The organism is Crossiella sp. SN42, from assembly GCF_023897065.1.
Classification (GTDB): Bacteria; Actinomycetota; Actinomycetes; order Mycobacteriales; family Pseudonocardiaceae; genus Crossiella.
On record NZ_JAMHIV010000002.1, the window covers coordinates 308080 to 321340 of the forward strand.

Consider the following 13261-nt stretch of genomic DNA (forward strand, 5'->3'; position numbering starts at 1 on the left):
CTCCCGCTCGAAGATCCACACCCATTGGGTCACATGCGAAAGCCCTCCGCGACAGTGGTCCCCGAGGGCTCTGCGAGCCTACCCCGCCGGAGGGGGTGCTCCGTTCCACGACCCGGCCGGTGGGTAACCGATGAGGGTGACGACACACCCGTTTTGCGGGGTTCCGCATCGCGACGGCAGGCCATGCAGCATGCTTGGCACTGCGATGACTTCGCCGCAAGCAGACCCCGACGAGCGCGGTACGAGCGCCGCGAAGCCGAAGCGTGCTCGACGCGGGCCGCTGCGGCTGTTGGCGCGCACCTTGCAGAAGGCGTGGGACGACTCCATCTTCAGCGAGGCCGCCGAGGCCGCGTTCTGGCAGACGCTGTCCCTGCCGCCGCTGCTGCTCGGGCTGCTCGGCTCGCTGGGCTTCGTGGCGGAGTGGATCGGCCCGGACGTGATCAAGATCGTGCAGGGCCGGATCATGGAGCTGTCCGGGAAGGTCTTCACCTCCAACGTGGTGGACGGGGTGATCGGTGACACGGTCACCAACATCCTGACCAAGGGCCAGAGCGAGATCGTCTCCATCGGCTTCCTGATCTCGCTGTGGGCGGGTTCCTCGGCCACCGCCTCCTTCGTGGACGCGATCACCGTGGCGCACGGCCAGTACGGCGCGCGCAACCTGGTCTGGCAGCGCATCCTGTCCCTGCTGCTGTACCTGGTCACCCTGGTGCTGCTGATCATCGGCCTGCCGGTGCTGGCCCTGGGTCCCGAGCTGCTGCCGGAGGTGTTCCCGGAGAGCTGGAAGCCCACGGTGAGCCTGTGGGTGAACCGGTTCTACTACCCCGGCACCGGTCTGCTGCTGGTGCTCGCGCTGGCCACGCTGTACAAGGTCGCGCTGCCGCGCAAGCTGCCCTGGCACCGCGGCCTGCCCGGCGCGGCGCTGGCCATGGCGTTCTTCCTGATCTCCAGCTACGGCCTGCGGGTCTACATCTCCTGGGTGACCGGCACCGGGTTCACCTACGGCGCGCTGGCCACGCCGATCGCGTTCCTGCTGTTCGCCTTCTTCATCGGCATCGCGATCGTGCTGGGCGCGCACTTCAACGCGGCGATCCAGGAGCTGTGGCCGGCCAACATGACCCGGCGGGAGCGGCGGCGCTGGCGGCGGCTGGAGATGGTGCGCACCGCGGAGAAGCTGCGCAGCCAGGCCGAGCAGGAGGCGTGGCGGCAGGTCACCGAGGACGGCGACCGGGCCGAGCGGCCGGCGCACCCGGCCGCCGGACCGGGCGCGACACCCGCGCCGGAACCAGCGGAACCGCCGCCGGGGCCGGGCGTGTCGCCGCTCGGGCCGACCGCGGAGCTGCCGCCGGTGAGCTCGCCCGCGGACACCAACCCGACCGTGCGGGTGCCGCGCGGGCAGAACCCGCCGGGCGGCACGCCGGAGCAGTGAGCGGGGCCGCCCGGTTCAGCCCAGCGTCGCGCGCAACGCCAGCAGGTGGCCCAGGCGCGCCGCCCCGGCCATGGCCAGCTCGGTCAGCTCCGCCTGCCGCGGCGCGAACTCCGGCAGCGGCACCGAGAAGGCCAGCGCCCCGCCGACCCGCCCCTGGCAGTCGCGCACCGGCGCGGCCACGCAGGCCAGCTCCGGCCGGAACTCCTCCACCTCGGTCGCCACCCCGCTGCGCCGGACCTCGGCCAGCTGCTCCTCCAGCTCCGGCAGCGAGGTCAGCGTGCGCTCGGTGGCCCGCCGCATGCCCGCCCCGGCGAAGTACTCGCGCCGCCGCTGCGGGGTCATCGCGGCCAGCAGCACCTTGCCGAACGCGGTGCCCTGCGCCGCCTCGTGGAAGCCCACGTCCAGCGGCTCCACCCTGGGCGCGGCCACCGAGTCGGCCACCTCGGCGACCACGATGTCGTTGTCCCGCGCCACGGCGTAGTACGCGGGCACGCCTGCCTGCTCGTGCACCTCGCGCAGCAGCCCCGATGCCTCCGGTGAGACCTCCAGCTGGCTGCGCAGCGCTCTGTCCAAAGTGGTCAGTTTGTAGCCGAGGCCGTAGCCGCGCTGCTGGTTCAGCCGGACCAGATATCCCTCGTAGACCAAGGTGTTCAGCAGGTGGTAGGTGGTGGACAGGTTCAGCCCGAGCCGCCGGGCGACCGCCTTGGCGGTGACGCCGTCGCCGAAGTCGGCCACCGCCTCCAGCACCTGCAGGGCCCGGCGGACCGAGCCGAGCAGTCCGGCCGGGGTGGCCAACGGTGGTTCCGGGTCGGGCATGCCCGACAGGGTCGCCGCCCGAAGGGGCCCGGCACAAGGACCTTCCGGGCAGTTCCCGCTCACCCGATGGGCGCCCTGACCCGCAGCAGAGCCACGAACTCGCGCATCCAGGCCGGGTGGTCCGGCCAGGCGCGGGCGGTCACCATCGGGCCGTCCACCACCACCTCGTCGTCGACGAACTCCCCGCCACCGGCCACCACGTCCGGCGCGCACTCCGGGTAGGCCGCGGTGCGCCGGGCGATGAGCAGACCGGCCGCGGCGGGCACCAGCGCGCCGTGGCAGAGGTGGGCCACCGGCTTCCCGGTGTCGAAGAAGTGCGCCACGATCCGCCGCACGTGCTCGTCGTTGCGCAGGTACTCCGGGGCGCGGCCGCCGGGGATGACCAGTGCCACGTAGCCCGCCGGGTCCACCTCGCGGAAGGCGAGGTCGGCCGGCCAGGTGTAGCCGGGCTTCTCGGTGTAGGTGTCGTGGCCGTCGACGAAGTCGTGCACCACGAACTGCAAGCGCTTGGCCGAGGGCGCGGCGATGTCGACGTCGTAGCCCTCCTCCCGCAACCGCTGGTACGGGTAGAGGACCTCAAGCGACTCGGCGGCGTCGCCGGTGACGATCAGGACCTTCGGCATGGTCCTGATCGTGGGCACCGGCGGCGCCGACGGTCAACGAGCGAGTTTCCGCCCAGCGATAATCCGGACAAATCAGGCAGGCACTGGCACCGGCTCCGGCGCCACCGGCTGCCGCCTGGCCAGTCCCCGCACCAGGAACGCGACCCCGAGCCCGGCCAGCGCGGGCAGCGCGGCCACCGGACCGACCAGGTCGAAGCCCAGGCCGTTGGCGATCACCGCGCCGCCGAGCACCGGGCCGAGCGCGGCGGCCACGTTGAAGGCGGAGATGTTCACCGAGGCGACCAGGCCGCCGGCCGGTTCGGCCTGCCGCATCAGCCAGGTGTGCAGCAGCGGGCCGGTGGCGAAGGCCGAGGCGCCGAGCAGGAACAGCGCCACCACACTGGTCGCCTTGGTGTGCATGGCCAGGCCCTGCACCAGCAGCACCAGGCTCAGCGCGGTGATGGTCACCGGCAGCACCCTGGGGATCAGTTCGGGCCGGACCCGCCCGGCGATGTTGCTGCCCACCACCGTGCCCAGTCCGTAGACCAGCAGCACCGCGGTCGCCCAGCCCGGCGAGAAGCCGGTGACCTCGCGCAGCGCCGGGGTGACGTAGGTGAAGGTGGTGATCATGCCGGTGAAGGCCAGCACGGTGGTGCTCAGGCCGAGCAGGATCGAGCGGCGGCGGAAGACGTGCATGCTGGCCCGGAAACCGGCGTCCGGCTCGTGCGCGACCTTGGGGCAGGCCAGGATCACGCCCAGCATGCCGACGAAGGCCAGCGCGGTCACCAGCACGAAGGAGGCCCGCCAGCCGTAGGCCTGGCCGACCAGGGTGCCCACCGGCACACCGGCCACAGTGGACAGTGCGACGCCGTTGACCACCTTGGCGATGGCCGCGGTCTGGCGTTCCGGCGGCACCGAGGCGGTGGCCACCTGGGAGGCGACCGCGAAGAACAGGCCCTGGGCCAGCGCGGCCACCATCCGGGCGCCCATCAGCACGGTGTAGTTCTCGGCCAGCGCGGAGAACAGGCTGCCGCCGACCCCCAGCGCCATCACGCCGATCAGCAGCGGCCGCCTCGGCAGGCGGCGGGTGAACACGGTCAGCACGGGGCCACCGACAGCGACGGCGATGGCGTAGCCCGTGACCAGCAACCCGGCCACGGACAGGGGGACGCCCAGGTCGGACGCGACCTCCGGCAGCACGCCGACCACGACGAACTCGGAGGTCCCCACAGCGAACGCGCACAACATCAGGACGAAAGCGATCACGGGAAAAGACGCTAAAGTCTGACATGAGTGTGAGGGTCAAGGTCGCCGTGACCCTTGGCTCTCTTGTGCCGGACCGGGAATAACGGGAGGTCAGATGCGGATCGGGGAGCTGAGCAAGCGTACCGGGGTGAGCGTCCGCATGCTCCGGTACTACGAGGAACAGGGACTGCTCCAGCCGAACCGCACCGAGACCGGGTACCGGATCTACGCCGAGGCCGACGTGGAGCGGGTCGGCAAGATCCGCTGCATGATCTCCTCGGCGCTGCCCTCGCACCTGGTCGGGCCGGTGCTGCAGGCGATGGACGGGCAGGAGTGCGCCTACCCGGTCAGCGCCGAGGAGTGCCCGCCGCTGATGGAGATGCTGGACGCCCAGCTGGCCACCATCAACACCCGCATCGAGGATCTGGTGACCAGCCGGGACCAGCTGATCCGCTTCATGGCCGACCTGCGCGAACGGTTCGACTGCGTCAGCGGGTGAGCGCGGCCCCGGCGTGGCTGAGGCCGGTGCCGTAGAAGCTGGTGCGCTCGCCGTCGGCGACACAGGTGGCATCGGCCTTGCCGTCACCGTTGGGGTCGTAGAACTCGGGGCAGGGCAACGGTTTCGCGCGGTCCAGGAGTTCGGCGCGCAGCCGGTCGCCGCGCCAGGACGGGTGCCGGGAGGCCAGCAGCGCGGCCACTCCGCTGACGTGCGGGGCGGCCATCGAGGTGCCGCTGTAGGCCGCGTACTGCCCGTTCGGCACAGTCGACCAGACCCGCACGCCGGGCGCGGCCAGGCCGATCGGGCCGATGCCGTGGTTGGAGAAGCGCGCCTTGAGCAGCTGTTCGTCCACCGCGCCCGCGCCGAGCACGCCGGGCAGCTCGTGCGGCAGCCGCACGCAGTCGTTGCCGATCTCCCTGCGCACCGGGGTGCCGTCGGCCGGGCTCTCGGTGTCCACCGTGCGGTTGTGCAGGTCCAGCGCGCCGTTGCCGCCAGAGGCGACCACCAGCACGCCGCGGGACTGGGCGTGCGCGACCGCGCGGCCCACCGCGGCGCGGATCGCGGACTGGTCGGCCTGGTTCGGGCAGTGGTAGCGCCACGGCGCGGCGCGGTAGCTGTTGTTGGTGATCCGGAAACCGTGCTCGGCGGCCCACATGAAGCCGCAGACCATGCTCTCCGCGCTCTCGGTGTCGTCCTTCTCGGCCAGTTTCACCGCGGCCAGCCGCACGCCCGGCGCGACGCCGAGTACGCCGGATCCGTTGCGGGCCGCGGCGATGGTGCCCGCCACGTGCGTGCCGTGGCCGTCCAGGGTCGGCCGCCAGCCGCCGGGGCTGCGGTCGGCCCAGCCGGAGACGCAGGAGACCGACCGCCGGGTGTCCACCGCCTCGGCGAGGTCGGGGTGGGTGTCGTCGACGCCGGTGTCCAGCACGCCGACCACCACCCGGCGGCTGCCGGTGGTCACCCGGTGCGCCTCGGCCAGGCCGAGCGCGGGCACGTCCCACGCGGTGCCCTCCGGCGGGACCTGCCCGCTGGCCGGCGAGCCGGGGCCGGTGTAGCGCAGGTCGCGGCGCGGCTTGAAGTGCTCGACCGGGAGCTTGACGGTCCGGGTCGCGCCCGCCGCCAGCACTCCCCTGGCCCCGCGCACGGTGGCCGCGAAGTCGTCCCGGGGCGAGTACGCCACCACGACGCCGATCCGCGGATAGCTGGCGACCACGGTGCCCCCGGCGGCGCGCACCGCCCGCTCGGCGAACCAGGCCCCGGCCGGGTTCGCCTTGCCCAGCACCACGTGCGGCAGCACCAGCTGGCCGGGCGCCGGGTCGGCCGCCGCCGCCTCCGGAGAGGCCAGCACGCTGCCCAGTCCGGCGAGCACGCCCGCGGTGATCCCGATCCGCCGTGTCCATCCACCCAGTCGCACGCGCTGAGCATAGGGGCCGGAGGCTCAGTCCCCGTTCACTCCCGGCCCCTGGTACGCGCCGATGTTGGGCACGCTGGGCATCGGGTTGCCGAAGACGTCCCGGTTGCCTGCCGCGGGCACCGGTTCCCCGGCGCGCAGCGCGGGCGAGCCCGCGCGCAGCCGGTAGCCGCCCAGGTCCAGCAGCCCGCTGGCCGAGCCGGGGTTGACCAGCCGAGGATCCCCGGTCACCGCGCGGGCGTCCCGCTCCGGCACCGGCACGTTGAGGTAGGCGTTGGCCAGGTAGCGGCCGTGCTGGTCCTCGATGGCGGAGTTGCCGTCGGCGCGGGCGAAGACGTTGTTGGCCGCCACCACCTGGGTGTCCTTGTAGTTGGCCACCATCCTGGTGTTGCGGGCGGTGAAGAAGGTGTTGTGGTGGATCCGCACGTTGGTCGCCCGCGCGCAGGCGATGTTGATCACCGCGACATCCGGGTGCCCGTCGTGCTGGCTGATGTTGTGCCGGAAGACGCCGCCGTCGTTGACCGCGCCCTCGGCGTTGCACACCAGCAGCGCGCCGCCGTCGTTGTCGTGGCTGTAGTTGTACTGGTACAGCACGTTCCTGGACGCGCCGTCGAAGTCGAAGGCCATGCTGTCCCTGACACCGAAGCCGCCGGAGACCTCGTTGTACTGGATCACCGTGTCATCGGAGTTCCAGGCCCAGATCCCGGCGTTCCAGCCGCTGGAGCGCATGTTGAACTTGTGCACCCGGTTGCGCTCCACCAGCGCGCCCAGGGTGTTCTGCGGCACGATCCCGTCGCCGCCGACGTCGGTGACCACGTTGTCCCGCACCACCAGGTCGCGGATCGGCGCGAAGGAGCTGCCGGGCCCGTCCGGGTGCTCGGAGCGCTTGGCCCACAGCGAGGTGGTGCCGATCCCGGTGCGGTCCACCCTGGTGACCTTGTTGCGCTCGATCAGCACGTCCTGGAACCGGGTCGGCCGCTGCGAGCCGAGCGCGCTGAACAGGATGCCGCCGCTGGGGTCGGGGTCCTTGTGGTCGGAGCCGTTGACGTCGTGCACCTCGACGTCGGCGACCACGTAGTGGTGGCCGACCCCGAAGTCGGTCAGCGTCACGTGGATGCCAGCGCGGCGCTCCTCGGGGCCGGGCTGCGGGCCGGAGTTGCTCACCCGCAGGTCCCTGATCTCCCAGTACTGCACGTTGTTCAGGTGCACCGCGGCCCGCGCGCCGCCACCGGCGATGTGCGGCTTGGCGCCCTCGCCGTAGGCGCCGAGCCGGATCGGGCTGGTCGAGGAGCCGGAACCGCGCGGCTTGAGCACGCCGGCGCACTCGGTGCCGCGGCGCAGCAGCAGCCGGTCACCGGGGACGAAGGTGAACGCGTTCGCCTGTTCCAGCCGGTTCCACGGCGCCTCCGCGGTGCCCTGGCCAAAACTCTGCGCCGAGCAGTCCAGGTGGAACTCCCGGGTCTGCGCGGCCGCCGAGGGCGCGTTGAGCACCGAGGCGGTCAGCGCCACGGCGCCGAGTGAGGCGAGCACAGCACGACTGGCAGGCATTCGCGTCTCCTTCCGTGGACCGATGTTGATCACCATCGGCACCGGCGGGGAAACGATTGAGTCACCGATCGGGCAAAGATCTCGACCGGAGGAGCGGAATCCCTGATGTGGTGACAGCGCAGCGTGTTCGACGACTACCGTCATCCGGGTGGACGATCTGATCGGCGTGGCGGGCCGCCCGGCGCGCGCCTGGGGATGGTCGGTGGTCGTGCTCGGTGTGCTGCTCGTCATCGCCGCGGGCGTGACCGGACCCCTGGCCGCGACCCTCGCGGGCGCGAGCAGCGGCGTGGCCGCGTCCCTGTTCGGCTCGGCGGCGCTGCTGGACCCGGCGCGCGGCCAGTGGTGGCTCGTGGTCGGCGGGACCCTGCTCGCCTCCGGCACCGCGGCCTGCGTGCTACTCCGCGCCTAAGCGCTGGGGAGCGCGTCGAGGTAGTGCTCGACCACCGGGAACGGCTGATAGAAGTGGTGCAGCAGCTCGCGCCACCTCGGGTACTCCGGCGAGCGCCGGAAGCCCTCCTCGTGCGCGGCCACGCTGTCCCACTCCACGAGCAGCAGGAACTCGCTGGGCCGCTCCACACAGCGGGACAGCCGCAGCGAACGGAACCCGGGCTGGCCGGTGATCAGCGGCCGGGCCTGGGCGAAGGCGTCCAGGAAGGCCGCCTCCGCACCTGGCCGGACCGAGAGCTGAGCGTGTTCGAGAACCGCGCTCACGCACCGCCGCCGGGCGGCAGGCTCTCGTAGATCTTCTTGCAGTCCGGGCAGACCGGCGAACCGGGCTTGGCCGACTTGGTCACCGGGAACACCTCGCCGCACAGCGCCACCACGTGCGTGCCCATGACCGCGCTTTCCGCGATCTTGGCCTTGCGCACGTAGTGGAACATCTTCGGCGAGTCGTCGCTGGTGCTGTCGGTGGCGTCCGGGGTGGTGTCGACCTCGGGAAGAGTCTGGGTACTCACGTGCACCATGATGCCTCACGGACAGACGGAGTTCAGCGAGAAGGAGGCAGCGGTGCTGCGGGTGAGTGACGAGGTGCGATCGGCGCTGGCAGACGGGGGCGCCGTGGTCGCGCTGGAGAGCACCATCCTCGCGCACGGACTGCCGCCCGGCCGCAACCTGAGCGTGGCCAGGGAGCTGGAGGACGTGGTGCGCGCCGCGGGCGCGGTGCCCGCGACCATCGCCGTGCTGGACGGCACACCGGTCGTCGGCCTATCCCCGACCGAGCTGGAACGGGTCTGCGATCCAGCCGCTGACCTGGCCAAACTCTCCCGCCGGGACCTGGGCGTGGCGATCGGCCTCGGCCGCAGCGGGGCGACCACGGTGGCCAGCACGGCCGCGCTGGCGCAGCGGGCCGGCATCGGCGTGTTCGCCACCGGCGGGCTGGGCGGGGTGCACCGCGGCGCGCGGGAGACCTGGGACGTCTCCGCCGACCTGGCGGTGCTGGCCCAGACCCCGGTGCTGGTGGTGTGCTCCGGGGTGAAGTCGGTGCTGGACATCGCGGCCACCCTGGAGCTGCTGGAGACCTCCTCGGTGCCGGTGCTCGGCTACCGCACGGACCGCTTCCCCGCCTTCTACCTGCGCGAGTCCGAGCTGGACGTGCCCTGGCGGGTGGACACCCCGGCCGAGGCCGCCGCGGTGGTCGCCGCGCACCGCACCCAGGTGCCGGGTTCGGCCGGGGTGCTGCTGGCCAACCCGATCCCGGCCGAGGCGGAGATGGACCGCGCCCTGCACGACCGGCTGCTCACCGAGGGCCTGGCCCTGCTGGCCGAGCGGAACGTGCACGGCAAGGACGTCACGCCGGTGCTGCTGGCCCATTTCCACCAGGCCAGCGCGGGTGTGAGCCTGGACGCGAACGCGGCGCTGGTGCTGTCCAACGCGGAGCTGGCGGCGCGGGTGGCGGTCGAGCTGAGCGGAGCGAACTGAGATGGCGCGGATCGTGGTGGTCGGGGACGCCGGCCTGGACGTGGTGGCCCGGCACGACGGACCCCTGGTGCACGGCGGCGACACCCGCTCGGCGGTGCGCATGGTGGTCGGCGGCGCGGGCGCGAACACCGCGGCCTGGCTCGCCCACTGCGGGGCCGAGGCGGTGCTGATCGGCCGGATCGGCGGCGACATCGCCGGTCACCGGGTCGGCGCGGAGCTCGACGCGGCGGGCGTGACCACCGCGCTGGTCGTCGATGAGAGCGCTCCGACGTGTTGCGTGGTGGTCCTGGTGGACGAGGCGGGCCAGCGCACCATGCTGCCCGACCGCGGCGCCAACGCCCGCCTGTCCCCCGCCGACATCGCCCCCGCCGCCCTGCTCGGCGCGGACCACCTGCACCTGTCCGGCTACGTCCTGCTCGACGAGGGCTCGCGCCCGGCAGGTGTGGCGGCGCTGGCCGCGGCACGGGCGGCGGGCCTGACCACCTCGGTGGACCCGCAGGCCGCCACGCTGATCACCCGGCTGGGCGCGACGAGGTTCCTGGAGCTGGTGGCCGGGGTCGACCTGCTGCTGCCGAACGCCGATGAGCTGGCGGTGCTGACCGGGTCCACGGATCCGGAGTCGGCGCGGGACTTGCTGGCGGTGGTCGGCGCGGTGGCGGTGACCTCCGGCGATGGCGGGGCGCACTGGGTGGCGGCCGGCGCGACGGTGAACGCGGACGCCCCGGTGGTGGACTGCGTGGACTCCACCGGCGCGGGCGATGCCTTCAACGCTGGGCTGCTGGCGGCCTGGCGGGGCGGGGCGGAGATCGCGGCGGCGCTGGCGGCCGGTGTGGCGGCTGGGGCGCAGGCGGTGCAGGTGGTGGGTGCGCAGCCACCGAGCCCGCTGAACGTGCGGGGCTGAGCGGGAGGTTGCGGGGCTGATCGCAGCTTGTGGCGTGGCCCGCCTGACGGGGCGGGCGGCGCGGCCCTGGCGCTGGCTGCCGACGGGCGCGGGCGGCGCGACCGCGGAGCGGGCGATGCGGGCGGTTCCGCGCGATCCGGGCGGCGGGTGATGCGGTGCTGGCCGCTGGGCCGGTGGCGACCGCGGGGCGTGCGGCCCGGTGCGATCCGGGCGGCGGGTGATGGCGGGGCGCTCGGTGCGGGCGGGGCATCGAGCGCGGCCGCGACGTCAGTGTGCGCTGGGTGCTACAGCGGATACCCGGGCGGAGAATCCGCGGTGCGTCAGCGCGAAACGGTGATCTTGCTGATCTCGGCCAGTTCGTGCGCCACGTCCCACAGCCAGGTGGTGAGGTAGAACGCGCGGCCGAGCTCGTCGCCTGCCTCGGGCTGTTCCCGGCGCAGGTCGTAGATCGCATCCGGCACCCGCCAGCTGATCGCGGCGGTGATCCGGTAGTCGAGCAGCACCCGGAACCAGGCGCGCATGTGGCGTTCCTCGCGCAGCACGACCATGCCGCCGCGCTCGGGCAGCGTCGCCCACACCAGGTTGATGTCCTTGTACAAACCGGCGAACAGGTCCGGCTCGTGCCAGAGGCGGACCTCTTCTGACTCTTCCTCGCAACAGTGCCAGTCCAGGATCGCGTTCAGCCTGCGGTCCTCGGTGGCCTCGGTCGGCAGCGGCAGGCCCAGCTCAGCACCGAGCGGGTAGTCCGTGTGGTACTGATCCATTCGCCACTGCACCAGTGAGGCGAACCCGGACAGGTGCCGCCGGAGCCAACTGGCCTGCGCCGCGGTGAAGTTCCCGACGACCAGGTCGTTGGTCCGGTCCCAATGGATCGCTCCGCACATCCCTGACCTCGGACTCTGACCAGTTTCCGTACCTACAACTACTGGGCGAGTTTCCGCACCGTCCACCTGAGCCCCCTGTGATTGAGCGGAACGTAACCATACCGCCACTCCGGGTGGAGATCAGCCCTCGATTACAGGATGTTGTTTCGATTCGATGGCGGTATCGTCACGCACCCGCCGGAACCGGTTCACCTTCTCCGCCTTTCGCGGCGGGCGGTCGTTGGCGATCAGCACCGCCATCCACGGCAGCGGCACCGACAACACCAGCAGACCGATCGCCAGCCACGGGATCTGGTAGCAGGCCGCGGCCGCCACCAGGCACGGGATACGCATCGACATCATCAAGAAGTACTTGCGCTTCCGAGCCGCGAACTGGTCCTCGTAGGACTGCTGCGCCTCAGTGATCAGGACCGGGGTGCCGTCCCGATGTGTGGTCATCCGACACCACCTCCTTTCGTCATCTTTCCACCAGGTCGGGCCGGGCGGGAGAGCCTTTGGGATCGACAGCTTCGAAGCCGAGATCCGACCGCATGAGATTGCGCAGTCGCGCATAGGCGTCCTGGGCTTCGGACCAGTACTTTTCGACCAGCTCCAGCCGGATGTCCGCCTTGTTGGGCCGGGTCAGTTCACGGGAGAGCCGGGACCGTGAAATCATTGCGGTGCGCAACAAATCCCGAATCTCGCGGGTACCCACCAGATTGATCAGGCCAAGCACATTCTTGGCTTCGATCCAGGCTGTGCGCAGATCGACAAGTTCGAGTTCGCCGGTATCCAAGTCCACCCCGCGCGCCTTGTCCTTGTGCGGGTGCATCACCCAGTCCCAGGACTCCAGTGCGCCGATCACCTGGGCATAAGCCTCACGCCGGGCGTCAAATCGTTTGTTGTCCTCATCCCGGCGCTTCTCCCGGTTCCACCGGCGGTCCTCCCGCCAGGCGGCGATGAACTGGGCGCCGAGCACACCGAGGAGCCCCAGCAGCCCCACGACCACCGGCACCCAGACCGGAACCTGTGTCATGTCCGCGACAGTAGGCCGGTGGCGCGGGGGTGCTTGCGGGTGGGGCGGGGATCGGCAGGGGCGGGATCGGCAGAGTGGGGCGTTGCGGGTGAGGGCGGGGCGGGGTCAGGGCGGGGCTCGGGCGGGTGGGACGAGCGGGGCAAGCGGGCGGCGGACGGCGGAGCGAGCGAGCGCGGTCAACGGCGGCGGGCGGCTCGCGACTGGTGACGGCGGGCGGCGGCGGGCGGCAGCGACCGGCGACCAGCGGCGGGTGGCGGGTGGCGGGTCGCTACGGCGGGTGGCGGCGGGCAGGCCACAGCGGGTGGAGGCGGGCGGGCGGGCGGCGGCAGGCCATGGAGGGGGCGGCGGCAGGCCACGGCCAGTGTTCGGCGGCGGGCGACGGCCGCGGACAGACGGGGCAAGCGAGGCAGGCCGGGCTGCCCGGGGCCGACGGGCAGCCGGGGTGGACGGGACAGGTGGGCAGGCGGGCGCCTTGGGAGCGCCGGAAGTACCGGTTCAGCCAGGGCGCTTTGGTCGACCGGGCGTGCCCGGTTCGACCGGGACCCACCGCTTTGACTAGTGGCCACCGGTTTAACCGGCTCACACCGGTCCAACCGGGGCGCCCCGGTTGGACCAGCGAGCACCGGTTTAACTGGTGCGCCCCGGTTTAACTGGTGCTCGCTGGTTTAACCGGTGGTTACCGCTTAAACCGGCGGGCACCGCTATGACTGGTGGCCACCGGCACGACCGGCGACCGACCGTACAAGCGATGATCAACCGGGCGGGGTGGCGGCCAACCTCGCGACCGCTGGCCAACCGCTCGAGGGCTGCCGACCCCGGCGATCGACCACACGGAGAGCGGCCAACTGCGCGGATGCGGGCCAGTCTCGCGAGTGGCGGCCAAGCGCTCGAGGGTGGAGATCAACGTCATGAGTGGAGGCCAACATCGCGAGTGGAGATCAACGCAGCGGATAGAGGCCAACGCCGCGGGCGGAGATCAGCGTCGCGGGTA

15 protein-coding genes are annotated in these 13261 nt (G+C 72.1%); 5 read left to right on the plus strand and 10 right to left on the minus strand.

The window, feature by feature from the left end:
• Positions 1-205: 205 nt before the first annotated feature.
• A complete protein-coding gene (locus M8C13_RS04120; RefSeq protein WP_252479094.1) occupies positions 206-1429 on the plus strand; it encodes a YihY/virulence factor BrkB family protein in 1224 nt (407 codons plus the stop codon).
• A 15-nt stretch (positions 1430-1444) separates the two neighbouring features.
• Here the strand turns inward: M8C13_RS04120 and M8C13_RS04125 are convergent, their stop codons facing one another.
• The 3 genes from M8C13_RS04125 to M8C13_RS04135 all read right to left on the minus strand — a co-directional run bounded on the left by M8C13_RS04125 (position 1445) and on the right by M8C13_RS04135 (position 4113).
• Positions 1445-2245, minus strand: coding sequence for an IclR family transcriptional regulator (locus tag M8C13_RS04125; RefSeq protein ID WP_252479095.1), 801 nt, complete (start codon positions 2243-2245; stop codon positions 1445-1447).
• A gap of 59 nt (positions 2246-2304) precedes the next feature.
• Positions 2305-2868 carry a DJ-1/PfpI family protein gene (locus tag M8C13_RS04130; RefSeq protein ID WP_252479096.1) on the minus strand — a complete coding sequence of 188 codons (564 nt, stop codon included), beginning with the start codon at positions 2866-2868 and terminating at the stop codon, positions 2305-2307.
• Between the two features lie 72 nt (positions 2869-2940).
• The gene (locus tag M8C13_RS04135) at positions 2941-4113 is read right to left on the minus strand and encodes an MFS transporter (protein ID WP_252479097.1); all 1173 of its coding nucleotides are present in this window, start codon (positions 4111-4113) and stop codon (positions 2941-2943) included.
• 94 nt (positions 4114-4207) lie between these two features.
• On the opposite strand from M8C13_RS04135, the gene M8C13_RS04140 reads away from it, so the two are divergent.
• On the plus strand, positions 4208-4591 hold the full coding sequence (locus tag M8C13_RS04140) for a MerR family DNA-binding transcriptional regulator (RefSeq protein ID WP_252479098.1): 384 nt from the start codon (positions 4208-4210) through the stop codon (positions 4589-4591).
• Here M8C13_RS04140 and M8C13_RS04145 read toward each other — a convergent pair.
• Together M8C13_RS04145 and M8C13_RS04150 are read right to left on the minus strand one after the other, a co-directional pair.
• The gene (locus M8C13_RS04145; RefSeq protein ID WP_252479099.1) at positions 4581-6005 is read right to left on the minus strand and encodes a S8 family serine peptidase; all 1425 of its coding nucleotides are present in this window, start codon (positions 6003-6005) and stop codon (positions 4581-4583) included. The two genes, M8C13_RS04140 and M8C13_RS04145, sit on opposite strands and share 11 nt — an antisense overlap.
• Positions 6006-6029: 24 nt before the next feature.
• On the minus strand, positions 6030-7550 hold the full coding sequence (locus M8C13_RS04150) for a right-handed parallel beta-helix repeat-containing protein (protein WP_252479100.1): 1521 nt from the start codon (positions 7548-7550) through the stop codon (positions 6030-6032).
• Positions 7551-7698: 148 nt separating this feature from the next.
• On the opposite strand from M8C13_RS04150, the gene M8C13_RS04155 reads away from it, so the two are divergent.
• The gene (locus M8C13_RS04155; protein ID WP_252479101.1) at positions 7699-7959 is read left to right on the plus strand and encodes a hypothetical protein; all 261 of its coding nucleotides are present in this window, start codon (positions 7699-7701) and stop codon (positions 7957-7959) included.
• On the opposite strand, the gene M8C13_RS04160 is transcribed toward M8C13_RS04155, so the two are convergent.
• A complete protein-coding gene (locus tag M8C13_RS04160) occupies positions 7956-8261 on the minus strand; it encodes an antibiotic biosynthesis monooxygenase (protein WP_252479102.1) in 306 nt (101 codons plus the stop codon). The two genes, M8C13_RS04155 and M8C13_RS04160, sit on opposite strands and share 4 nt — an antisense overlap.
• Positions 8258-8506, minus strand: a complete 249-nt coding sequence (locus M8C13_RS04165; protein WP_252479103.1) for a DUF3039 domain-containing protein — start codon at positions 8504-8506, stop codon at positions 8258-8260. Before M8C13_RS04165 ends, M8C13_RS04160 begins: the two co-directional genes overlap by 4 nt.
• Positions 8507-8558: 52 nt before the next feature.
• Here M8C13_RS04165 and M8C13_RS04170 point away from each other — a divergent pair, with 52 nt between their 5' ends.
• Positions 8559-9470, plus strand: a complete 912-nt coding sequence (locus M8C13_RS04170; RefSeq protein WP_252479104.1) for a pseudouridine-5'-phosphate glycosidase — start codon at positions 8559-8561, stop codon at positions 9468-9470.
• A 1-nt stretch (position 9471) separates the two neighbouring features.
• Positions 9472-10371: a carbohydrate kinase family protein gene (locus M8C13_RS04175; RefSeq protein ID WP_252479105.1), complete on the plus strand. Its 900-nt coding sequence runs from the start codon at positions 9472-9474 to the stop codon at positions 10369-10371.
• A 320-nt stretch (positions 10372-10691) separates the two neighbouring features.
• Here the strand turns inward: M8C13_RS04175 and M8C13_RS04180 are convergent, their stop codons facing one another.
• The 3 genes from M8C13_RS04180 to M8C13_RS04190 form a co-directional block, all read right to left on the minus strand.
• Entirely contained in the window at positions 10692-11255 is a 564-nt protein-coding gene (locus tag M8C13_RS04180) for a DUF2017 family protein (RefSeq protein ID WP_252479106.1), read from the minus strand.
• Between the two features lie 120 nt (positions 11256-11375).
• Positions 11376-11693 (minus strand): DUF3099 domain-containing protein, encoded by a 318-nt coding sequence (locus tag M8C13_RS04185; RefSeq protein WP_252479107.1) that lies wholly within the window; start codon positions 11691-11693, stop codon positions 11376-11378.
• A 19-nt stretch (positions 11694-11712) separates the two neighbouring features.
• Complete coding sequence (locus tag M8C13_RS04190) at positions 11713-12270, minus strand: hypothetical protein (RefSeq protein ID WP_252479108.1); 558 nt, start codon at positions 12268-12270, stop codon at positions 11713-11715.
• Positions 12271-13261 lie beyond the last annotated feature (991 nt).